The organism is Rhizobium sp. L43 (assembly GCF_002531725.1).
Classification (GTDB): domain Bacteria; phylum Pseudomonadota; class Alphaproteobacteria; order Rhizobiales; family Rhizobiaceae; genus Rhizobium.
In genome coordinates, this window is sequence record NZ_NWSQ01000011.1 from 45,815 (window position 1) to 67,234 (window position 21,420).

The 21,420-nt window shown below is 62.2% G+C and carries 27 protein-coding genes, 1 tRNA gene and 1 pseudogene; 16 read left to right on the forward strand and 13 right to left on the reverse strand.

What is annotated here, in order from left to right; genetic code table 11:
• Positions 1-9: 9 nt before the first annotated feature.
• The 7 genes from CO667_RS15855 to CO667_RS15880 all read left to right on the forward strand — a co-directional run bounded on the left by CO667_RS15855 (position 10) and on the right by CO667_RS15880 (position 6,023).
• Positions 10-606 carry a general stress protein gene (locus CO667_RS15855; RefSeq protein ID WP_097619276.1) on the forward strand — a complete coding sequence of 199 codons (597 nt, stop codon included), beginning with the start codon at positions 10-12 and terminating at the stop codon, positions 604-606.
• Positions 607-731: 125 nt separating this feature from the next.
• Complete coding sequence (locus CO667_RS35420; protein ID WP_179874155.1) at positions 732-989, forward strand: hypothetical protein; 258 nt, start codon at positions 732-734, stop codon at positions 987-989.
• 40 nt (positions 990-1,029) lie between these two features.
• Positions 1,030-2,079, forward strand: coding sequence for a PAS domain-containing sensor histidine kinase (locus tag CO667_RS15860; protein ID WP_097619277.1), 1,050 nt, complete (start codon positions 1,030-1,032; stop codon positions 2,077-2,079).
• A 73-nt stretch (positions 2,080-2,152) separates the two neighbouring features.
• Positions 2,153-2,539, forward strand: a complete 387-nt coding sequence (locus tag CO667_RS15865; protein ID WP_097619278.1) for a response regulator — start codon at positions 2,153-2,155, stop codon at positions 2,537-2,539.
• A gap of 280 nt (positions 2,540-2,819) precedes the next feature.
• Positions 2,820-3,611 (forward strand): aldolase, encoded by a 792-nt coding sequence (locus CO667_RS15870; RefSeq protein WP_097619279.1) that lies wholly within the window; start codon positions 2,820-2,822, stop codon positions 3,609-3,611.
• Between the two features lie 242 nt (positions 3,612-3,853).
• The gene (locus CO667_RS15875; RefSeq protein ID WP_097619433.1) at positions 3,854-4,537 is read left to right on the forward strand and encodes a winged helix-turn-helix domain-containing protein; all 684 of its coding nucleotides are present in this window, start codon (positions 3,854-3,856) and stop codon (positions 4,535-4,537) included.
• 58 nt (positions 4,538-4,595) lie between these two features.
• The gene (locus tag CO667_RS15880) at positions 4,596-6,023 is read left to right on the forward strand and encodes a HAMP domain-containing sensor histidine kinase (RefSeq protein ID WP_179874156.1); all 1,428 of its coding nucleotides are present in this window, start codon (positions 4,596-4,598) and stop codon (positions 6,021-6,023) included.
• Here CO667_RS15880 and CO667_RS15885 read toward each other — a convergent pair.
• Both CO667_RS15885 and CO667_RS15890 read right to left on the reverse strand, forming a co-directional pair.
• On the reverse strand, positions 6,020-6,823 hold the full coding sequence (locus CO667_RS15885; protein ID WP_097619280.1) for a glycosyltransferase family 25 protein: 804 nt from the start codon (positions 6,821-6,823) through the stop codon (positions 6,020-6,022). The genes CO667_RS15880 and CO667_RS15885 overlap by 4 nt on opposite strands.
• A gap of 118 nt (positions 6,824-6,941) precedes the next feature.
• Complete coding sequence (locus CO667_RS15890; protein ID WP_245433142.1) at positions 6,942-7,358, reverse strand: hypothetical protein; 417 nt, start codon at positions 7,356-7,358, stop codon at positions 6,942-6,944.
• 462 nt (positions 7,359-7,820) lie between these two features.
• Between CO667_RS15890 and CO667_RS15895 the strand changes: the two genes are divergently transcribed.
• Together CO667_RS15895 and CO667_RS35895 are read left to right on the forward strand one after the other, a co-directional pair.
• Positions 7,821-8,804: a phosphotransferase gene (locus CO667_RS15895; protein WP_097619282.1), complete on the forward strand. Its 984-nt coding sequence runs from the start codon at positions 7,821-7,823 to the stop codon at positions 8,802-8,804.
• Between the two features lie 64 nt (positions 8,805-8,868).
• Positions 8,869-8,969 (forward strand): annotated as a pseudogene (locus tag CO667_RS35895) (kinase); the annotation flags it as partial.
• 52 nt (positions 8,970-9,021) lie between these two features.
• Here CO667_RS35895 and CO667_RS15900 read toward each other — a convergent pair.
• Positions 9,022-9,684, reverse strand: coding sequence for a hypothetical protein (locus CO667_RS15900; RefSeq protein WP_097619283.1), 663 nt, complete (start codon positions 9,682-9,684; stop codon positions 9,022-9,024).
• Between the two features lie 351 nt (positions 9,685-10,035).
• Between CO667_RS15900 and CO667_RS15905 the strand changes: the two genes are divergently transcribed.
• The gene (locus CO667_RS15905; RefSeq protein ID WP_027685648.1) at positions 10,036-10,272 is read left to right on the forward strand and encodes a hypothetical protein; all 237 of its coding nucleotides are present in this window, start codon (positions 10,036-10,038) and stop codon (positions 10,270-10,272) included.
• A gap of 212 nt (positions 10,273-10,484) precedes the next feature.
• On the opposite strand, the gene CO667_RS15910 is transcribed toward CO667_RS15905, so the two are convergent.
• The 7 genes from CO667_RS15910 to CO667_RS34820 form a co-directional block, all read right to left on the reverse strand.
• A complete protein-coding gene (locus CO667_RS15910) occupies positions 10,485-11,078 on the reverse strand; it encodes a hypothetical protein (protein ID WP_097619284.1) in 594 nt (197 codons plus the stop codon).
• A gap of 13 nt (positions 11,079-11,091) precedes the next feature.
• Entirely contained in the window at positions 11,092-11,289 is a 198-nt protein-coding gene (locus CO667_RS15915; protein WP_097619285.1) for a helix-turn-helix domain-containing protein, read from the reverse strand.
• Entirely contained in the window at positions 11,286-11,585 is a 300-nt protein-coding gene (locus CO667_RS15920) for a GcrA family cell cycle regulator (protein ID WP_097619286.1), read from the reverse strand. Before CO667_RS15920 ends, CO667_RS15915 begins: the two co-directional genes overlap by 4 nt.
• Complete coding sequence (locus CO667_RS15925; RefSeq protein ID WP_097619287.1) at positions 11,582-11,974, reverse strand: hypothetical protein; 393 nt, start codon at positions 11,972-11,974, stop codon at positions 11,582-11,584. Before CO667_RS15925 ends, CO667_RS15920 begins: the two co-directional genes overlap by 4 nt.
• A complete protein-coding gene (locus CO667_RS15930; protein ID WP_097619288.1) occupies positions 11,940-12,305 on the reverse strand; it encodes a hypothetical protein in 366 nt (121 codons plus the stop codon). Before CO667_RS15930 ends, CO667_RS15925 begins: the two co-directional genes overlap by 35 nt.
• Before the next feature lie 61 nt (positions 12,306-12,366).
• Positions 12,367-12,648: an RNA polymerase subunit sigma-70 gene (locus CO667_RS15935; protein WP_097619289.1), complete on the reverse strand. Its 282-nt coding sequence runs from the start codon at positions 12,646-12,648 to the stop codon at positions 12,367-12,369.
• A gap of 158 nt (positions 12,649-12,806) precedes the next feature.
• On the reverse strand, positions 12,807-13,052 hold the full coding sequence (locus tag CO667_RS34820; RefSeq protein WP_143540716.1) for a hypothetical protein: 246 nt from the start codon (positions 13,050-13,052) through the stop codon (positions 12,807-12,809).
• Between the two features lie 77 nt (positions 13,053-13,129).
• On the opposite strand from CO667_RS34820, the gene CO667_RS15940 reads away from it, so the two are divergent.
• The 4 genes from CO667_RS15940 (at position 13,130) to CO667_RS15955 (ending at position 15,325) form a co-directional block, all read left to right on the forward strand.
• The gene (locus CO667_RS15940) at positions 13,130-13,777 is read left to right on the forward strand and encodes a S24 family peptidase (RefSeq protein WP_097619290.1); all 648 of its coding nucleotides are present in this window, start codon (positions 13,130-13,132) and stop codon (positions 13,775-13,777) included.
• 839 nt (positions 13,778-14,616) lie between these two features.
• Positions 14,617-14,880 (forward strand): hypothetical protein, encoded by a 264-nt coding sequence (locus CO667_RS15945; RefSeq protein WP_097619291.1) that lies wholly within the window; start codon positions 14,617-14,619, stop codon positions 14,878-14,880.
• A gap of 11 nt (positions 14,881-14,891) precedes the next feature.
• Positions 14,892-15,119: a hypothetical protein gene (locus tag CO667_RS15950; RefSeq protein WP_097619292.1), complete on the forward strand. Its 228-nt coding sequence runs from the start codon at positions 14,892-14,894 to the stop codon at positions 15,117-15,119.
• Positions 15,116-15,325: a hypothetical protein gene (locus CO667_RS15955; protein ID WP_097619293.1), complete on the forward strand. Its 210-nt coding sequence runs from the start codon at positions 15,116-15,118 to the stop codon at positions 15,323-15,325. The genes CO667_RS15950 and CO667_RS15955 overlap by 4 nt, the downstream gene beginning before the upstream one ends.
• 41 nt (positions 15,326-15,366) lie before the next feature.
• Here the strand turns inward: CO667_RS15955 and CO667_RS15960 are convergent, their stop codons facing one another.
• The gene (locus CO667_RS15960; protein ID WP_097619294.1) at positions 15,367-15,606 is read right to left on the reverse strand and encodes a DUF982 domain-containing protein; all 240 of its coding nucleotides are present in this window, start codon (positions 15,604-15,606) and stop codon (positions 15,367-15,369) included.
• A 220-nt stretch (positions 15,607-15,826) separates the two neighbouring features.
• On the opposite strand from CO667_RS15960, the gene CO667_RS15965 reads away from it, so the two are divergent.
• Complete coding sequence (locus tag CO667_RS15965) at positions 15,827-16,954, forward strand: GSU2403 family nucleotidyltransferase fold protein (RefSeq protein ID WP_179874157.1); 1,128 nt, start codon at positions 15,827-15,829, stop codon at positions 16,952-16,954.
• A gap of 534 nt (positions 16,955-17,488) precedes the next feature.
• Here the strand turns inward: CO667_RS15965 and CO667_RS15970 are convergent.
• A tRNA-Pro gene (locus CO667_RS15970) sits at positions 17,489-17,565 on the reverse strand.
• 263 nt (positions 17,566-17,828) lie between these two features.
• Here CO667_RS15970 and CO667_RS15975 point away from each other — a divergent pair.
• Positions 17,829-18,236, forward strand: coding sequence for a hypothetical protein (locus CO667_RS15975; protein ID WP_097619295.1), 408 nt, complete (start codon positions 17,829-17,831; stop codon positions 18,234-18,236).
• Between the two features lie 80 nt (positions 18,237-18,316).
• Here CO667_RS15975 and CO667_RS15980 read toward each other — a convergent pair whose 3' ends face one another.
• Entirely contained in the window at positions 18,317-21,292 is a 2,976-nt protein-coding gene (locus CO667_RS15980; protein ID WP_097619296.1) for an NAD(P)-dependent oxidoreductase, read from the reverse strand.
• Positions 21,293-21,420 lie beyond the last annotated feature (128 nt).

Sequence of the window (21,420 nt, forward strand, 5' to 3'; positions counted from 1 at the left end):
AGAAGCATGATGAGAACTGTAACCGGACTTTTCGATGACTACTCGGATGCTCGCTCCGCCGTCAGCAAATTGGAAGCGGCAGGCATTCCCTCAAACGACATCAGTATCGTCTCCAACAAGGCTGGCCGCATCGATCGCGACAATGACGTTGGCGAGGATGCCGCGACGGGCGCTGGTATCGGCGCTGCCGTCGGTGGCGCTGGCGGCCTGCTCACTGGACTGGGCCTGATGGCCATTCCTGGTGTCGGACCGGTGGTTGCCGCAGGCTGGCTTGCCGCGACCGCGGCCGGGGCTGTCGCCGGCGCCGTTGCGGGCGGGGCTGCCGGGGGGCTGATCGGTGCCCTCACCGACTCCGGCGTCTCGGAAGATGATGCTCACCTCTATGCCGAAGGTGTCCGCCGCGGTGGTAGCTTGGTCACGGCCAAGGTCGACGACGCCCGCGCCGCCGAGGCGCAGGCTATCCTCCAGGGTTCAAACTGGGTCGACCCGGTCGAACGTCGGCGTGCCTATAACGAGCAGGGATGGACCCGGTTCGACGACACGCTCGATCCATATGCCCCTGAGCAGATCGCGCAAGAGCGCGACCGCTATCGGCGGACGATCTAACCGGCCTTGAAACCAACCCTCCTCGCATCTGGCGAGGAGGGTTGAGGCGTTGATCTCCCGCACCGGTCGGTGCTTGGGATCCGCCGTGGACAAAACCCGTTCGGAGATTGCCGAGGGAGGCGAAAGTGCACGACGAGCTTCACGTAGCCAACACTGCCCGACAATCGAACGCTCGCATCCGCTGTTGGTGGGACGGCGCTTTCCGCAAAGGCTTCGGCTTCCTGCTCGATGGCCTCGTTCCAGACTATGAATATTCGTCATCATCGGCTCATCGCGTCGACATGGCAGCCGGGAAATTTAATATGAAGAGATTGCGCGTCGCGCGTGTTATAGTGTCTTTGTCCAGCCGAGCCTTTCGGCCGGTTGGCATTGTTGCCGAGTGATGACTTGCTCCGTAAGTCTCCGGCCCTTGAGGGCCTCTCCATGCAAAAGACACCCACAGCGCATTTCGAAGCGGCGAGCACTCTTGCCGTGGTGGTATCATCCAATGAACCGCTGCTTTTCCTATCCGACGACCTGAAGGTCATCGCGGCGAGCGCATCCTTCTGCCGAGCCTTCGACATCGACCCCAAGACAGTTTGCGGCCAAAGCCTCAGCGAAATTGGAAACGGCGAATGGGCAATGCCCAAGCTTGCGTCACTGCTGACGGCCACTGCCTCAGGAAGTGCCACCATCGAGGCTTACGAAATCGACTTTCACCGGCCAAACCAGAAAACACGGCAGCTGGTCGTCAATGCACGCAGGCTCGATGACGGCGACATCGATCATATTCGCCTGCTTCTCGCCATCACCGACGTGACCGATATGCGCGCCGAGGCTCGGCTGAAAGATGATCTCGTTCGCGATAATGCGATCCTGCTGCAGGAGGTCCAGCACAGGGTGGCAAACAGCCTCCAGATCATTGCCAGCGTTCTCATGCAGAGCGCCCGCCGGGTCCAGTCGGAGGAAGCGCGCGGGCATCTCCACAACGCCCATCACCGGGTCATGTCGATTGCGGCCCTGCAGCGGCAACTCTCTACGTCCAACGGCGGCAAGGTTGAACTCCATGCCTATTTCACTCAGCTTTGCCAAAGCCTCGGTGCATCGATGATCGCTGATCCTGACAGGCTTTCGATTCAGGTGACGGTCGACGATAGCGCCGTGGAAGCGGACGTTTCCGTTCGCCTGGGGCTTGTTGTGACCGAGCTTGTCATCAACGCCCTCAAGCACGCCTTTCCCGATGAACGACCGGGCGCAATCGTCATCGACTACCACTCATCCGGCAAGGACTGGACTCTGTCTGTCACTGACAACGGCATCGGCATGCCCGCGGGTCGCGATGCACCAAAGGCGGGACTGGGGACCGGCATTGTGGAGGCGCTCGCAAAGAGCCTGAATGGCGACATTCAGTTGAGCGATGCGGGTCCCGGCACCGCCGTCACCATCAACCACCGGGAAAGCGCCGGTTCCCGCGACATTTCTACGGCCGCTTAGGAACCGAATGGCTTCCTACTCGCTATCCCATTGGAGCCCGCGAGGTTCACACTCCAATTTGACCGAATGAGCGATGAAAAATGGCAAGGCGGTCGTCCTGGTCGTCGAAGACAGCACGATCATTCGGATGGATGCGGTCGATCTGGTGCTGTCTGCGGGATACGAAGCGCTGGAGGCGTGCGATGCGGACGAGGCAATCGGCATCCTTCAATCCCGAGACGACGTCGATCTGGTTTTCACGGATGTTCAGATGCCTGGCACGATGGACGGCATCAAGCTATCCCATTACATCAGGGATCGATGGCCGCCTGTCAGGCTGATCGTTGCCTCCGGTGCAGCAATCCTCAAAGAAAGCGATCTCCCCACGGGAAGCAGGATCTTCTCGAAACCCTACGACGACCACGCGATTACGGATGCAATGGCTCATCTGCTGTCGATCCGGAATAAGACTGGCTGCTAAGCTAAAGTGTTTTTCGACACCCTTCGGGTCGAGCCGCGGGCTAAGACGATCCGCCATCCGCTGCGCCGACGGGGAGTTTGGCGGAAAGCGCCTCCCCACCCTCCGTCATCCCAGGCCTCGAGCCTGGGATCCATGCCCACTGCTGATGGAAGACCGGCGCGGGTAAAATATGCAAATGAAGCGAACCATGTTTGTCTCCAGCCGGCTTGATGCGAGTCTGATCCGGGCGTAATCCAGAACATAGCCACCCTCTCCTTCGACACCGATCTGAAACGAACCCATGGCGCACTCCCTCAATACAGCCCCGTCGCCCGCCGGCGGCCCCAACCAGCCCAAACTCGATACGGACGATATCTGGCAGGCCCGCGTCGATCTTGCGGCCTGCTTCCGGATGGCGGCAAGGCTCGGCATGGAGGAAGGGATCTGCAACCACTTCTCGGCCGTCGTTCCCGGCTATGACGACCTGTTCATCGTCAACCCGTACGGCTACGCGTTTGCCGAACTGACGGCCTCGATGCTGTTGATCTGCGATTTTCACGGCAACGTGGTGTCGGGCAGCGGGCAGCCCGAGGCCACCGCTTTTTACATCCATGCCAGGATTCACAAGAACATTCCGCGCGCCAAGGCGGCGTTCCACACCCATATGCCCTATGCCACCGCCCTTTCGATGACGGAGGGCGATCCGCTCATCTTTGCCGGGCAGACCGCCTTGAAATTCTATGGACGCACGGCCGTCGACCGCAACTATAACGGCCTGGCGCTCGACGCGCGCGAGGGCGATCGGATCGCGGCCGCGATCGGGGATGCCGACATCGTCTTCATGAAGCACCACGGCGTGATGGTCTGCGCACCCAATATCGCCGAGGCCTGGGACGACCTCTATTACCTCGAGCGCGCCTGCGAAGTGCAGACGCTCGCCCTGTCGACCGGACGCGAAGTCCTTGCCGTCGCGCCTGAGATCGCCGAAGCGGCGTACCGGCAAATGCGCGAAGGCGACCCGGAGTCGGCCCGGCTCCATCTGGAGTCCGTGAAGCGCACGCTTGATCGCAGCGAGCCCGAATACAAGCGCTGAGCCGCAGACCGGTTTAAGCGCAGCGGCAAGATGCGCCGGTAGCCCGAGCCAAGCACCACGACCAGCCCTCATCCTGAGGTGCGCAGGCCAAAGGCCGGAGCCTCGAAGGACGAGGTAGGGTGGCGACACGGTTGCGCCTGAAGCCACTCCCCCCGCCCGTCACCTTACGAATCCGTAAGTTGTAGCCAAGCCGTCTTCTCGGCTAGATCTCATCCCCAGGCATGCCGGGAACGATCGGGCTGATGCGAATCCTGCTTATCGAGGACGATACCAAGACGTCCGATTATATCGCCAAGGGTTTTTCCGAGGCAGGCCATGTCTGTGACGTCATCGGCGACGGCCGCGACGGGCTGTTTCAGGCGCAGCGCGAAGCCTATGACGTCGTCGTCGTCGATCGCATGCTGCCGGGCCTCGACGGGCTGGCGATCGTGCGTTCACTTAGGGCTGCCAAGGTCGGCACGCCGGCGCTGTTCCTGACGTCGGTCGGCGGCGTCGACGATCGGGTCGAGGGGCTGGAGGCGGGCGGCGATGATTATCTCGTCAAGCCCTTTGCCTTTTCCGAGCTGATGGCGCGGGTCAATGCGCTTGGCCGGCGGCCGCCGGTGCAGGAGCAGAAGACGGTGCTGAAGGTTGCCGATCTCGAGCTCGATCTGATCCGGCGGGAGGCCCGCCGCGCCGGGCAGGCAATCGAGCTGCAGCCGCGCGAATTCACCCTGCTCGAGGTGCTGATGCGCGGTGAAGGCCGGGTCATCACCAAGACGATGCTGCTGGAGCGGGTCTGGGATTTCCACTTCGATCCGAAGACCAGCGTCGTCGAGACCCATATCAGCCGCCTCAGGGCCAAGGTCGACAAGCCGTTCCAGATCCAGCTTCTGCACACGGTCCGCAACACCGGATACAGCCTGCATGCGCCTCGAACAGGATGATTTCAGGCCCAGCGGCCTGAAAATCTCAAATCCTGTTCGCAATTTAAAGAGTAAGAGCATGATGTCGTCCGAAAACCGCGCACACTTTTCGGCATCATGCTCGAGCCTGCGCAGGAGCACGCCGTTCCGGCTTGCCGTCACCTTCGGCGTGCTCTTCGTTGTCACCTTCATCCTGAGCGGCGCGATCATCTATCACATGCTGCGCCTCGGCCTCGGCCGTGATCTCGAACAGTCGCTCACCGAGATGAATTCACTCATCGTCTCGACCTACGAGCCCGGTGACACCGGGGATCTGATCAACACGCTGAACAATTATGCGAGCTTCCAGTCGACCTCCGACGGGCTTTATTCGCTGACCGACCAGGCCGGCAGGAAACTCGCCGGCAATTTCGCCGCACCGCGCATCCCGAACGGCGTCCATACCGTCACTTCAGGCGACGTCGGGCTGAAGGGGCATGAACGCTACCGGATGCAGGTGTCGACGATCGGCCCCTACAGCCTGGTGGTCGCCGAAAACTTCAACGATGTCGACGAGATGCTGCGGATCGTGCAGGTGAGCCTCGAATGGGCGGCGGCGATCGTCGTCGCGACCGCGATCGGCGGCGGCGTCTTTCTCGCCGTTCGCGCCCAGGCGCGGCTGGACAGGGTGGCGCTGACCATGAACGACGTCGCCCAAGGCGCGCTCGACGCCCGCATTCCGATCAGCGGCAACGGCGACGATCTCGACACGGTGGCGATCCAGATCAACGCGGCGCTGGAACGGCTGCAGACATTGGTCGACAGCATGCGGCAGGTGAGCGCCGATATCGCCCATGATCTGAAGACGCCTCTTAACAGGCTGCGGCTGACGCTCGATGCCGCGGTGGCCGGAAATGACCGGCAGGCCGATGTGTCGGCCCTTCTCGACGAAGCCAGAAACGAGAGCGACCGGATCAACGCCACCTTCGAGGCGCTGCTGCGCATTTCGCAGATCGAGGCCGGCGCCCGCAAGGAGCGTTTCCAGGCAATCGATATCGACGCCGTGCTGGCGGTGATTTCCGAAGTCTATGTCGACGTCGCCGAAGACGCGCTGAAGTCGTTGAGGATCACGGAGCGCTGTCCGGCGCTCATCCGGGGCGACCGCGATCTGCTGACGCAGATGATCGCCAACCTGGTGGAAAACGCGATCAACCACTGCCCTGATGGAACCGATATCACGGTGGCGCTGCGCTGCCGGGACGGCCGCGCCATCATCTCGGTAGCCGATACCGGCCCCGGCATTCCCGCCGACGAAAGGGACAAGGTCTTCCGGCGCCTCTACCGGCTCGACAAGAGCCGCACGACGCCGGGAAGCGGGCTTGGGCTCAGCCTCGTCAAGGCGATCGCCGACCTGCATGCGGCTGAGATCATCATGACCGACAATCATCCCGGCCTCACCCTCTCGATCGCCTTTCCGCTCATCCCAGGTGAGCGGTCTCAACCGCTCATCCCGGGGGAGCGGCCCTAGCCGCTCACCCTCCAGGCGGCGAGACGGCGGAAGCGGCGGGCAAACCGGCGCACTTCAGCCGCCGTGCGATAGGGCAGGACGCTCCACGGCCGGCGGCGGCCAAGCCGGTATGCCGACAGCCCGGCCTGGATCTGGGAACAGGGATCCGCCCTTTGGCTGACCGGCGCCGGATCGACGAAGCAGGCCTTGAGCCCCTCATCGAACTCCAGATCGAAGGCGAGATCATAAGGCAGGCGCATCGGCAGAAGCGCACCGGCGATCCACTCCGCCGCCCGGCGGTTGATGAGATACGCGCCGGACCCCTTCTCGCGGGTGAGCGCGATGGCAAGCGAGCGCGACGCCGTCAGCGCCTCCACCCGGTGCTTTTTCCCGGAATTAACGGTGGACAGCCGCAGGATGTCCCAGCGCTCATGGTGCTCAAGGGCGGCATCGAGCAGCTCAGCCAGATCGTCATCGAGATCGAGATCGTCTTCGAGAATGAGCGCGAATTCGGCATTGCCGGCAAGGAAGCGCTTGGCGCATTCGACGTGGCTCAGATAACAGCCGATCTCGAAAGGGTTCGGCCGGCGGCCGTGCCGGCCGAGATAGGCTGCTTCGTCAAAACCCGGATGCGGCAGGCTGATGACCGCGCCATCGACCGCCGCCACGCGTTCGAAGGCAAGGCCGAAATCTGCCAGCAGCCGTTCCATGCGAAACCGGCGCAATGGCGCCCGGTCGAGATTGATCAGGTAAGTGGCGACCCGCAGGCTGACCGGATGGATCGCCGGCATAAGGGCGGCAGGTGTGGCGCGCATATTCATGAGAGCTGGCCTCGGCTTGACAATGACGGCGCCAAGCCTGCGCTCGAAATCTCACCGGGACCTCGCCCGGACTATACATTTTGGTAAGGTGCAGAGGTAAACGGCCGGGATGGCATCCTTACGGATTTCCAGCCCCAACGATCTCCGCATATGGCACCGGAAGGTAGCTCACAGGAACGAGGCGGCTGTGCAGATCCGGGCCATCCGCTTGCCCGGGATCATAAAAGATGCCGTTATCGGCGTCGTAGAGGATAAAGTGGTCGCCTTCGACATGGACCACCGCCACCCCGCGAACATCGCCCCAGCTCTTGGCTTCGCACAATCCGCCCGTCTGCCAGCCCAACTCGCGCAGCACGCCGCACAGTTCTTTCCACGTGGTGTAATGATTGGTCTGAACGCCCCAATCGATCATGCCGGCAATTTGGCCATAGGGTCTGCCCGTCAGCATCTGCAAGACGCAAACGCCGCAGCCATCATCCCTTGGACATTGCGTGACGAATTGAAAGCGGATCTTATCGTCTGCGGGTTGTGTCAATGCTCGGCTCCCCAACTCAATTCCATCATCATGGCATCTGAATGGTACCATAAAGGCCTATGCGGTCAGAAGTTAACCGACCTATACACCACGGAACTGGTTGCCCTGGGTTGGAGCTGCCTCCAATGCCCGCTGCAACGGGACCTAGGGTCCCCACCCTCCGTCATTCCAGGCCTTGAGCCTGGAATCCATGCCCACGGCTGGCGGAGGCGAGAGTGGATCCTCGGGTCAAGCCCGAGGAGGACGGAGCGTGGGGTGACGTCTGGCGCAAGGACAGCGACGCATCCGGACGCGATCGGCGAGCGCCCTTAATGTGCGCGATTGCAACCTCACGAGGAGAAGATTCGATCTCCGCGCCGCTGAGAAAAGCTGGCCTGGTCGGCAAGGTGCCGATAGGGTTGCAAAACGCGTCCCCTGCAATCCTGGAAGCAGCCCTCTCGCAAAGCCCCTACGGACAGCCCTATGCTCGACTTTGATCCGCTCTATTCAACGCCTCGGGTTGAGGCAGTCGAACAGTTCATCAATCATCACTATCCGCTCGCAGGACCGCTTTCCTGCCGATTGCTTCAACGTGGCCTGAATGATGTGTATATCGTCGTCGGCAGCAACAGCGAGCGCTATGTGTTCCGGCTTTCCCACCGCCGCGCACGCGGTCCAGCCGACGTCAAAACCGAAACGGCATTCCTGACGCATCTTTCGCAATCGGGCGTTCCGGTCGCAGCACCCATCCCGACACGCGACGGCAGCTTGTTTGTTCGGGGATCTGCGCCGGAAGGCGGGCGCGAGGGCGTGCTCTTCCAGGCGATCGATGGCCGCCAGCCGTCTACGACGGATGCCGGCGATGCCCGGGCCAACGGCAAGACCCTTGCTCTGCTGCACAATGCCGCCGAGACATTCTCGCCGGACGGCGCGCTCTATCGGCTTGACCTCGAACACCTGCTGCATCGGCCCCTCGCTCGCATACGCAATAGCGGCATTGTGGAGGACGCGGAGGTCCGCAGCGATCTCGAAACCATCGCGGCACGAACCGCAAAGGCGATCGAAGCCTTCAGCGATCTGACCAGGTCCTATTGCCATGGGGATTGCCACGGCTTCAATGCGCGCATCAACGACGCCGGCGAAGCCGTATTTTTCGATTTTGACGACGGCGGTCCGGGATACCTTGCCTACGACTTGTCGGTCTTCCTGTGGGCGCAAGTCTCCTTCGGCCGAAGTTCGACCGCCATGTGGGACGCCTTCGTCGACGGTTATCGCGCCGTCCGGCCGATAACCCCAGACGACTTCGAAGCCGCCCATCGCTTTGTGATCGTCCGCCACATCTGGCTGATGGGCGAGTATGCAAGCCGGGCCCAGGAATGGGGAAGCGAGACCGTCGGCTGGATCGCGCGGGAAGCGCATTTCCTCAAGACCTGGGAGACCGAGCAATCTGTCGATCGTTTGTTTTGAATTCAGTTCTCGGCTTGATCGGCGGCCGGAGGAAGAAGCACACAGGGCAAATCGCAAAGCCGCCCCCACGCTCTACCTCACTTGTGGTCTTCCCGGTTCGGGGAAGACGTCGCTTGCCAAGCCGAAACCGGTCCGTCCCGAGGGATGGTCGAGAGCCTGCAATGGTAGATCGCCCTGCGTGCCCTCAGGCTTCGAAGACGTGGCCAGGGAATACCGTTTACTCTTCACCTGTCTTCGGAAAGAGTTGAGTGACATTGGAACCAGGGGACTGAACCCTCGCTGCGGTCTTCTTGCTGCCGTTGCTGCGTTCGCCAGCAGCTTGTACGGCCGAGGCAAATCCATCGCGCTGCCTGTAGTAGTCAGGTTTTTCCGGAAGACTGAGATCAAAATCGGCAAGCAGTCGCTCGATGAGGTCCATCGCCTTCGCCGCGATCACCGCATAACCCTCCTGGCGCCGCTCGAAAAAGCTGTCGAAGCCTGGGCCGGAGAGATCAAGGTTATCCAACGCGTTCCCAAGGTTCGTCACCCGGTTCGATAACCATAAAGCCTCATGGAAGAGCTCGTCGCCCAGGAGGCTCAAATCTTCAGCCCGTGGAAGGACAAGAATCGGATCCGCTGTGTGGAAGACGAATTCGCCTTCGTTGACTGGGTTGAACTCAGGCGTATCGTGAACGGCAGCGTATGCGGCGCCGACAAAATCGTCCAATGCCAGAGCTGTCAGCATCGCCGCGTTGCGCGCTTTGGCTTTTGGGTTCCGCGCGCGTTCAGCACTCGTCCACCGCAGTGCGCTCGGTATGATCGTGCCGGCGGCGAAACAGCCAGCCCCAATCATCGCTCCGACTAGCATGATGCCCTGAGTTGTTTCGAAGAACTGCGTCAACACTTACCTCGTAGGGTTCGAGAAGCGATTTGCATCGGTCGCACGCAGGACGGAATCAGTACCGGCTGTTGCAGTGTGCCTCGCTTGAAAGCGATTAGGAATGCTCTCCCGAAGATGAGATCTCGACGGAGTGGATTCAAGGTTTAGCCCGTATGCCCCCCTCTACCGGATGATCCGTCGTCGAGAAGCTTCCGGATGGCAGTGATGTTTCCACGCAAACCCGGCGGCAGGGCTGCTTCTGGTGGTTCATCTTCGAAAGCGGAGGAAATGTTTCCATTCCATTGTCACCCATTGACCTGAACAGGTTTCACCCCAATACGGTCAGCCCAGCCAGACGACAACAGGAGTGTAATCGTGAGCGAACCGACCGTAGCAGATGCAACAAACCGCATTTATGAGTCGCTCCAGGCGGACAACGCCGACATCGACGTGCATATCGCGGCCCTCAAGGCAGCGTTGACCCGGGCGGGTTTGAAAGAGGCCGTATTCGACCCGGCCAGGCTCGTGCAGAATAACCGTTCTGGCAGGAAGCGGATGGAGGCCTACTTTCGGCAGCGCGGTGTCATGGTGAAATTCTCAGCCTCGTGAAGCCTTGCTGTGAAGGCAGACGGCTGTAGTCACAGATGTCGCAGCATGCCCCCTCGCCCCGCTCCCGCCCGTGTCTCCAGGCCGCTGCTGATGGAGGCCAAGGTGGGTCCTCGGGTCAAGCCCGAGGACGACGGAGGGTGGGGTGAGCTCTGCGGCAAGGACAGCGATGGCGGACGGGATATGGGCGAATTTCGCGTCCGTTGCCTACCCCATCACCCAGCCCTCGCGCCACGCAACGCCGTCAATCCCCGCCGCAGCCACAGCAATTGCTGCGGCGGCATCTGGCGCAGATGTTCGTAGTCCATCACCGTCACATTATAGACCGTGCTCCTGACCTGCGGTCCATCAGGGCAGCGCAGCAGGATGCCCTGCAGCGCCATCATGCGGTTGCTGGCCTTGCGGGCGCGGTCGGCGAGGGTCTCGGTCACCTCGCCTTCGTGGCCTTTGACGGCGAAAAGCGATTGCGCCCGCGGGCTCGGGGCCGGGATGCCCGTGGTCTTGTGGTAGCGGGCCATTGCCTCGGCATAGTCGTCGCCGGCCTGGCGCTGTTCGGCGGTGATCAGGCCGTCGAGGAACATGCGGCCCAGCGTATAGCCGGCGAACGGGCTTTTGACCGTCTCGTCGGTCACCGTCCGGCCGAAGCCGTGGATGCGGCGGCGGGCTGATATCGCGACGCTGATATTGTCCTTCTCGGTTTCGAAGGGCTTGATCTTGCCGCAGGGAAAACGCTCGACATTTGCCTTGCGCGGCCGGCCGGCACCCTTGTTTGCCCGTTGTGTCCTAGCCTTGGCTGCTTTGCCACCCATGGTGATTGTCCTTCTATCGAATGATGCCGTTACGAAGTGCGGCGGCGACCAGCGCCGTATCCTTGAAGACGCCGAGTCTCGCCTTGGCGTTTGATATGGGCGTGTTCACGGTGATGTGGGAGATGCCGAGAATGGTGCCGATCTCGGCGGCGGTCTTGCCCGCCGCCATCCAGCCGATGATTTCGGTTTCGCGTGGGGTGACGTTGCTCATGGCTCTGCCGGTCCATCGATCGAGGGCACGCGCGGCATCGTCACATGCGCGCCCGACAGCGTCACCCGCGTGACCCGGTCGGGATGGCGGATCGGCGCCGGCGCCGGGCGGGTCTCGGGCAGCGGAGGCCTGAAGTCCTGCCGTGCGGGGAACCTGTCGCGGTTGCGGCGCGCCATGTTGATGACGGTGTTCTTCTTCGATCCGAACAGGTTGGCGATCTCTCTTGCCGAGAGCCCCTCCTGCCAGAGCTTCTCAGCCCTGACGATCTTGTCTTCGGTCCAGAATAGGCCTCTCACCTCAATGCCTCCTCATGCCCGGCGCCTGCAATGATCGGGTTGTCGGGAAACATCTTCGCCAGTTCCCGCCTGGCGTTGCGGCTGCCGTTTGCCGCGTCGCGCAGCAGCTGCATCTTGTAGGCGGCGACTTTCGGCTGCGGCGTCTCCGGTTGCGGCTTAAGGCGCGGGCGGCTCTGCGCTTCGATCGCCGCCTGCTGACGGCGGCATTGCTCGGCGAAACTGGCTGAGCTCGGGGCGAAGGCGCGGTTATGGCTTTTCACCTTTCCGGCGATGAAGAGTTTGGCGGCCTGCCAGACAGCCTCCAGCGGGATGCCGTCGATGGCGACGAGATAGGCGCGGATCTGCATGTCGGGATCAGTGCCTGCTGATGCCGGGAAACCCGAAAGCATCCCCGCTATGATCTTCACCGGAGAGGAAATCTCTTGCGGCATCGACTGTCGTCCTTCTCGTGCTGCTGTTGATCGACTGGGCTTCCCTCGCCTTCTCCTTGAGGTACCAGTCGCATTTGATCGCCTGCCAGCCGCGGAAGATCTGCATCTCGGCAGCACCCGCCGGATCGCCGGTCAGCAGATATTCCCTGGCCTGGATCCGGGCTGCGTAAGCCGTCAGCGGCCGCTTCAGCGTGCGCTTGCGATGTTCGATGATCGCTGCCGCCAGCTCCTCCCCCAGCACCGGGCCGAGGATCTCCATGATGTCCTTGTCGATTGTTGCCTTCGCCATTGCTTCCCTCGCCATTGTTTTCCTCGCCATGCGTTTTCCTTTCCCGGCCGGATGGCCGATCTCAAACCCGCCGTCCCCTACAAACCCGGCGGCCGGCAAAATTGACCGGCGTGCCCGGCTTGAGGGGACGGCGGGCAAACCGGCGGGTCTCAGCGCCGGCATGATCCTGCTGGGCGGTGTCGCCCTTCTCGGCGCTGCGCAGCCGGTGGATCTCGATTTCGACCGAAGGCACCGACATTCCGAGAAGGGCCGCGATTTCGATATAATCCCGGCCGGTGCGGAAGAGCTCGAGCGCGCTCATGCGGACGTCTCGTTGCTGCGCGGCCTTGGCTTGGATGCTCATCGTTTCATCCTTGTTTTCGATTCGGGCGCGGCTTGCCGTTGCCGCCGCAGCGGTGCTGTTGTTGGAGCAAGGCTCCGCTCGTCTGCTTGGGCCTCCGGCCCGGGGAGTGAGATGCCGGCGTCGCCGAGGGGGGCGACGACGCCGGCCGCCGATCGCCGTCAGGGAGGAGTGACGCCGTCGGGATGGGTGATCAAAAGAGCGCCGGGCAGGATTTCCCGCATCTCTTTCGGACTCGTCTGCTGGCCGCAATTTTCGCAGTGGCGCTCGATCACCTCGGCAATCGACAGCGCCTTGCCGCACATCCCGCACCCGCTGTAGCGAGGGCACTCGGTGTAGCGGGGGCCCTCGGTGTAGCGGGAAAGGCTGAGCCCGTTCTGGATGGTGTCGCTGTGTGTCATGCTCATTAGGGTACAATTAATACCCGTGACGTCAAGCGCAATAGGGCATTACATATACCTTTTTTTGGGGTATAATTTATATCATGTTGAAAGATCAGGAACAATTTGAGCGCGAAGAACGCGCAAAGCGGCTGGTTATGGCCAGGAAGAATGCCGGCTTTGCCGGGCCGAAGGCGATCGTCGATCGGCTCGGCTGGAACGCCAATGTCTACAAGGCGCACGAATCCGGCCGCAACGGCTTCGGCATTGCCGATGCGAAGAAGTATGCCCGCGCGTTCAAGGTCAATCTCAACTGGCTGCAGTTCGGAACTGGCAACGCGCTCGATCCGGATGAGCTGCCGGTCTCCGTCGCCGATGTGCCGAAGATCTCCTGGGTCAGCGCCGGCCAGCTGAGCGAGCAGGCGCCGATCACCGACTTTTCGGAATTCCCGACCGTCGCCGCGCTCGATCTTCCCGATGGCGAATGGATCGCGCTCGAGGTCGAAGGCAATTCGATGAACAAGATCTCGCCGCCCGGCTCGATCATCTTCGTCAATCTGCGCGACAAACGCCTGGCGCCGAACGCGCTCTATGTCGTCGCCGACGAGACGGGCGCCGCCACCTACAAGCGCTACCGCCCGAACGACAATCCGCCCTTCCAGCCTGCCTCCTACGAGGACGTACCGCCGCCGGAATTCCAGGGCGCCGTCACCATCGTCGGCCGCGTCCGCCGATCGATCATCGAGATGTAGGAATGACCCAAGGCTCGGAAGCAACACCGCGAATCAATCCTATTTCACTAGGGAAACCAATATGATCCGCCCCTCCTCGCGCGCCGGCAGAATCTGGTTCTATATCGTCACATCAGCAGTGCTGCTTCTCGCCTTCAGCGCCGAGCGGGAGATCTACGGCCTGTAGGATTTCGCTCTGAAGCCCGCCGGGATCACGAGGGATATCGCGACGATTCATCCTCTGAAACCACAAGTTGTTGAAGGTCCGGTTGCCGTTCGCGCATCCTCATCACCGCCGCCGCATGGAACGAGTGACCGCGATGTCCTTCGGCAGCTTCTCCTCCCACCGATCGTAGAATTCGGCGATCCCAGGCCGGCTTCGATCATCTCGTCGGCGAATTCGATTTCGCCGCGCATGGCCGGCCTCCTTTTTCTTCCACACCAGACTCCAAGATAGGTTTTGATTTCTATCTTTCTGTCTTAGCTCCTGAAGGCTGGTGAGGGAGGGTTCCGGCCAAAGCTTCCCCCTACCCCATGAGCAAAGCCCATGAAGCCGGGAGAGCATTGGCCAAGGTCCTGAAGGCCGGAGCCGGGATGGGACACGTGCCAGAGGGGCCATTCGCTTCGCCCTCGTCCTGATTTTCTGACAGCGCACTTAAGGACTTTCGCTTCCCGCGCCGCTGGGCTTCGTCAGCTCGGGAGTTGCACCCGGTCGCCCAATCACTGGATCCAGACATACGCCTATGATTCGTACCTCGTCAATCACAAGGGTATTTTCAATACCTTTTACGATTGACGCGATGGGGTATTATATATACCTTTTCTCCACAGGCCGATCAGAGGCGCGAGAGGACAGGGCGATGCAGCACATCCGCAATATCGAAACCGAGGAGAGCAAGCGGGATGCCCGCTGGAATGCGGCGCGCACGGCCCACGACTGCCGCGCCTATATGGCCAACGAAGCCCAGCGCATGGGCGCCCTCGGCTTTGCCTTTCTCCGCCGTCCCGAACATTCGATCCGCGGCCCGTCCTGGCTGCGCGGCGCAAGCGCCAGCGTCGAAGAGCATTACCGCTATGCCCGCGAGATCATGGGCATCACCGATACCGACCAGCTTTACGCCTGAGGAGAGCTGCGATGCCTGCCGCCAATCCCACATCCGAACCATCGCCCGAGAGCCTTCCCCGTCCCGCCGGACGACCGGCCGGAACAACCGAAAAGACCCGCTTCACCGCCGGGGCGCCCGATCTCCTGACGGCGCTGGTGGAGGCCGAACGTTTTTTCGACGGCAGCGACGATCGCGGCTGCCCGCTGCACCAGAAGATCCTTGCCGCCATCCACACGGTGAAAGGCTGTCCATCATGAGCGATTGCCTGATCAAAGCCTTTTCCGGCTGCGCCTGCCCGCCCGGCAAATGCGCTGAAAAGCCCGTCACCCCGGCGCCGGTTACCTTCGTCTCGTGGCGGACCCAGGCGATCACCTGCCTCACCTTCGGCTTCCTCGCCGCGCTCGTTACCGCCTCCTGGATGGAGACGCAGTTCAAGAACCAGGATCTCAGCCGTCAGGAATAGCTGTCATGGCACTGAGCCAAGGCTTTTCCAGATATTTCAGCTTAGGAGCTGTACTTGATGTCGCTGGCCTTGGCCGCGGTAATGAATGCCCGCCGCACCTGCTCGGGCTCGGCGGCATCGTTGAAGACATCGAGCACAAGCCGTTCGGCCGCCTCGGCCGCCGGCGTCTGCTCCGGCCAATCGTTCAGCAAAGTGTTGCCGGCCTGAACGACATTATAGACCGTCCGCACCTTGCCATTGATGGTGATCTTCACCGGTTTGAACCTTCGTCGCTTGCTCATGATACAGCCCCTCACGCTGGCCACGCGACTCAACGAATCACTTGGGGACTCGTTCCGGTTGATTCGGGAGTGCGGCGAATCGAACCTGGCTCAGGCCACGCTCGCGTACCGGTTATAACTTTCCTGCAAAAAAGTTATAACCGACAAGAGCAAGGCTTCCGGACGATGGAATTCGGGGTTATAATCTTTTCGCAAGAAAGTTATAACCTGGGAAGAATCCATGCCCGTCCGCGAAATCGACTTGATGTATCAGACCATGCTGGCCGAGCTGGGTCAGCGGTCGCTGGACGCAAGCTTCGTCGCCGAGTTCCCGCTGGAGGGTCGGTTCGTCTCCGTCCCGGTGAAGGGCAAGGAATATTGGTATTTCGACCTTCCGGGCCAGAACGGTGTCAAACGGTCGTATGTCGGGCCGAAGAGCGACGAGGAGGTCACGAAAAGGGTGACCGAATTCGGCGCCATCAAGGATGATCTCAGAAACCGCCGGCGCATGGTGGCCACGCTGACCAGAGAAGGCGGGATGAACGCACCGCCCAGGTTTACGGGCGACGTCGTCGAGGCGCTTGCCAACGCAGGGCTGTTCCGTCTGCGCGCGGTTCTCGTCGGCACCGTGGCATTCCACACCTATTCCGGCGTGCTCGGCCTTCGACTGCCGTCGTCGCTCATGCAGACGGGCGACGCCGATTTCGCCCAGTTCCATTCGATCTCGACGGCGGTCAACGACAGCATTCCGCCCATTCGAGGGGTCCTCGAAAGGCTGGACCCGACTTTCCGGGAGGTCCCGCATCTCAACAACCCGACACGTTCGACCCAGTTCGTGAATTCGAAGAGCTACAAGGTCGAGTTCCTGACGCCGAATACGGGCAGCGACGACAACCAGCACAAGCCCGCTGACATGCCTGCCCTTGGGGGCATTTCCGCTGAACCGCTCAGATTTCTCGATTACCTCATCTATAACCCCATTCGGACGGTGATGCTTCACAAGAGCGGCGTTACGGTCAACGTTCCCGCTCCGGAGCGGTACGCAGTCCACAAGCTGATCGTCGCCTCGCGGCGGCAGAACGACGACAACGGCGCGCTCAAGCGCGAAAAGGACGTGCAGCAGGCATCCCATCTTTTCGAGGCGATGGGCGCGACACGCCGCCATTCCGATCTTGCGCTGGCCTATTGCGAGGCGTGGGAACGCGGTCAGGCGTGGCGGGACGCAATTTCGCGCGGACTGTCTTTGATGCGGCCCGCTCGCCGTGAACAGCTGATGTCCACCCTCGTCGAAGGCATGGCGGAAATTGGCGAGGATCCCGTTCGTTACGGAGTTGCAACGGACCCTGACGGAGTCGGGGAAACTTCATGATGAAGACACTGAGAGGGCGGCAGCCTGAACTGGCCGGCCAATGCCAATGGCCCCGTCCCGCCGCGCTCAGTTAGCCGGAGCGCTCGTCAACCCAGTGATGCGGCCACGTCGACCGTCGTTTAATACCAGCGTCCCCTGCCGTACCAGCCGCCGCCGCCCAGCAAAAGAAGTATCACAACGATGATGAGAAGGGTTGTGAGATCCATGTGCGTTCTCCTGGGAGTACCATCACCATCTCCTTTGCGCCTGACGGGCGTTGCTCATGGCGGGACTCCCTCGCGTACAACGGCGCTGGCCGGGGTTGGTTCCATTCGATGGCCCCTACCCACCCGGCCGGCGACCAAAAAGCCTGCTTGACTTCCCTGGAGACGCCGGAGAAGACCATGGCCATCACCGCCCGGATCACCAAGCCAACGTTGGCGCGGCTTTCACTAGGGGGAGAGCTGGTCGCAAGAGATGATCAATCATTGCCGGGCAAAAAATCGGCATAGCAGCGCCAGAAGCGAAAAACCCCGCCGGAGCGGGGTTTCTAGCTGGTCGGAGTGGAGTGATTCGAACACTCGACCCCCACGTCCCGAACGTGGTGCGCTACCAGACTGCGCTACACTCCGTGACCAGCGGCGCTTCTATAGAACAGCCTATCTGGTTGCACAAGCACCAAATTCCAAAAAACCGGCGGAATTTTTGACGGGTTGATGACAGGGCCGGCAGTGCGCTGCTGCAGCAAAAAGACACACCCGGAGCAAATCGTCGGGAAGTGCCACAGGGGCAATTTTCTTTTGCCGGGTTCCGCGCTAAAGGGCTCGACGGGACAGGCGAAACCGCCCGTAAAAGCGGCGTCGCAGCCAATGCGCTAGAGATCAGGGACGACACGATGAAATTCCGCACCATGACCGCGGCCGGGCTTGCCATTGGGCTTGCCGGATGCACGACCATACCTTCCGCCGGCAATCCGATCGAGGCCCGCTGGGTCGGCAAATCGGCCGGCATCTTCTTTGCCGCCTACGGACCGCCGATCAGCGACCGCGAGGAAGGCGCCACCACCGTCTATACCTGGCGCGGCGGCTACAAGACCGTGCGCATCCCGGCAAAATATGCCGAAGGCGCCGACGGCAAACGCGGCAAGCAGATTTCGTCGGCCCGCACCGCCTATCTGCGCTGCCAGGCCGAAATCACCACCAGCTCCGATTACACGATCCGCGACATCCGCACCGTCGCCGACATCCCCGGCGTCGACGGCCCGTCCTATTGCGCCGAGTTCCTGGCGCCGGAACAGAAGTAACGGACGGTTTGTCCAAGGAAGCGAAGACAGGCGGCCGATGTGCCGCCTGTTTTGTTTTACCGGGTCACTGCCGGTGCAGCTCAGCCCTCCGCCGGCCCGTAGAGGCCGAGCTGATCGAGAAGTGCGCGCTGCCTGTCGGCGTTTTCGACGAGAAGGCCGGTGTAGCGTTCGATGATCCGGCCGCGGTGATCCGGGTCGGACACGGCGGAAAGCGCACCTGATATGGCGGCGATCTTTTCCGAGGCCTGGCGCAATTCTTCCAGAAGCTCTGCCTTGCCGGCGGCCGCCGTGACGACCTGCTTCGTCACCTTGCCGATGCCGGCCGGCGTGCGGCTGCCGGCCGAGGTGTGGCCTTCCGGCAGGTCGCCCTTGAGATTGACGACGGATTTGAAGCGGATGACGTCGAAGATCTGGTCGACCGCCTGCTTGGCGCCGGTCACCCGCGAGGGGTGGTCGGTGTCGGCGGCGGCGTGCGGTAGCAGCTCCAGTCTGCCCTTGTGGCGCTGTTCGAGCGGCAGGTAGGGCAGCATCGGCCCGCTGAGTGCGCCGGTCGCGGCATCCTTGAACAGATCGGCGTCGATTGCCGCATGGGCGATCTTGCCGGAGGAAAGCGCTGCGTCGAGCGCATAGGGATCGACGACTTCGCCGCGGTCGTAATTGACGAGCACGGCGCCGTCCTTCATGGCGGAGAGCACTTTCGCATCGACTGTGCCGGCATTGGAATAGAGGCCGGTCGATGCGTCCAGGCGGCCGAGGCCGATATGAACGGACAGCACGTCGGCGCCGCTTGCCGCTTCGACCGGGCTTGCCGCATAGGCGAAGCCCTCGGCCTCGATCCAGCGCCTGTGGTGCTCGCGGGCGTAGATCGCCACCGTCATGCCGAAGGCCTTGGCGAGCTTGGCGACTTCGCGGCCGATATTGCCGTAGCCGAGAACGGCAAGCTTCCGGCCCTCAAGCTTTGCCGTCGGAAAGTCCTTGAGCTGACGGCCGGTGTCGAAATCGCCGCCGGCGACCAGCCGGTGCAAACTATCGACCGGCAGGTCGGGAACGACCTTCAGGATCGCTTTCACAGCCATCTGGGCGGTCGCCCGGCTGTTGATGCCGGGCGTGTTCATCAGGGGCGCGTCGCCGCCCTCGCCGTTGCCGCCGCCCCAGGAGGCCGAGCCCATATTGCCGGTGCCGGCGCCGATGCGCACGCCGCCGCGCGGGAAGACCGAGGCCTTCGGGATGAAGGTCGCCGCGGCGATCAGCGCGTCGTACTGGCCCTTGTCGGTCTGCGGCAGGATCTCCGCCTCGGTGCTGAGGTTCGGCTGATAGAAGAAATGGATGCGGCCCTTTTCGAGCCTCGCGCGGTCACCGACCGGGCCGAGATGGAAGGCGCCGCCCTTTTCCTCGATATAGGCCTTGACCTCGCTGTAATCAGGCTCGCCGTCGGCGCCGAAGCGCAGGCCGACGAGGTCGGCGATCAGCACCGTGTAGGCGTGGTTCGGATCGTCCTTGCGCGCGGCGCCATCTGTTTTATCAGGCGCCTCGAAGGTCACGCCCTGCTTGGCGAGTTCCTCTTCGAGAACGACGATCTTGGCGCTGAGATAGGCATATTGCAGATTTTCCAAGAGGGCGACGACATCTTCGGGCTCGCGGATACCGCCGACCCAGGCGCGGTAGTCGCCTGGCGTGCCCGGGAAGGCGTTGACGTAGCGGGCCGCGTCGAGGCCGGGCTCGTATTCGCCGTTCGGATGGGTGATGCCCTCATAACCGAGCAGCTGCTTCGACCGGGCGATGATGCGGGCGTGGATGCCGGCATCGGTGATGCCGTCGTCCTCGACCTTCAGAAGCGTCACCGCCGCACCGCGCCGTTCGGCATCGGTGACTACAAGCGACAGCAGCGGATGCGACTTGACCCACTCGTCGATCACGGCGCGATTGGCGGCGGACCGGCGGTTGAGCTCGACGACGGAGCCGACCCTTGCCTCCGACTGCAGCAGGCCGAAGGTGGTCTCGGCAAAGGCGAGCGCGCTGTAGGTGTTGATGACGCCGCCGAGCATGCGGTCTTCGGCCGGATCGTAGAACGGCCCGGCATCGACGGAGCGCTTGGCCGAAAACGGCTGCCTGGGATCGATCGGCGGCGCGATCTTCAGCTGGCGCGGGATCGCCCAGGCCGGATCCTGCTGGTTCTTCTCGATCAGCGCCAACGCATGCGGCGTGAAGGAGGCGACGAAATAGCCGGAAACCCCGCCGATCGCCTTCTGGAACGGCATGAACAGGCAGCATTTCGCCATCACGGCGCTGACCAGTTCAGGCTCCCACGGCATGGCGCCGAGCATCGAGGTGGCGTCGAACACCGCATGGCGATTGGCCGGATCGCCGTCGAGCCAGTTCAGGAGTTCGTGGATTTCGCCGCTGGTATAGGCATTGGCCCCCGTCGTCTCGTGACCGACGCCGACGAAGATCGAAACGCCGAGGGCGGCAAGTTCGGCCGCCGTCGGGATCACGCCTTCGGAAGCGGCGAAATGAATGCGGCTCTCACAGCCCTTTTCGGCAAAGCGCTGCATCTCGATCAGCTGTGTGGCCCAGGACTGGCGGAAGAAGCCGGCCGCCTTGGACGGATCGCTCTCCGGCCGCGGCGTATCGACATAGACGCGCTGGCCGGCGTCGTTGGCATTCATCAGGTGCTGGATGCAGACGGTGAAACCGCTGTGGCCGCCGCCGAGCCCCACCGCCATGCGGTTCGTCTTGGGAAAGCCGAAATAGCGATGGATCGCCCGCATCATGTCGGTCAGGATCTTGTCGGCCGGATAGCCGCGATGCATGCTGCGGGAAATCTCGGCCGTGGTGAAGCCGCCGATATCATTGCCCCGGTCGTCGAACTTGCGATAGGTCTTTTCGATCCAGGCGTCGAAGGCGATGCGCCGCAGGCGGCTGTCCACCTCGTCGGTCGTCGCATCGGTGATCGGCCCGACGCCGAAGAACGGGTTGGACGGCAGTTTCGGCGCACCCGAGGCGGTCTGCCGAAGGGCAATCAGTCGCTGTTCCTGCATCTGCACGATATCGGTCATTGCCTGCCTGTCTGTTTCCGGAGCTGAAGTCGGCCGTTATGGTGAAGCGACTGGCCCGCGTCGACAAGCTCATATGCGCCGAACGACAGGCGAAACGCGTCATTGCTATGGCTGCGGTGATGTTCGCG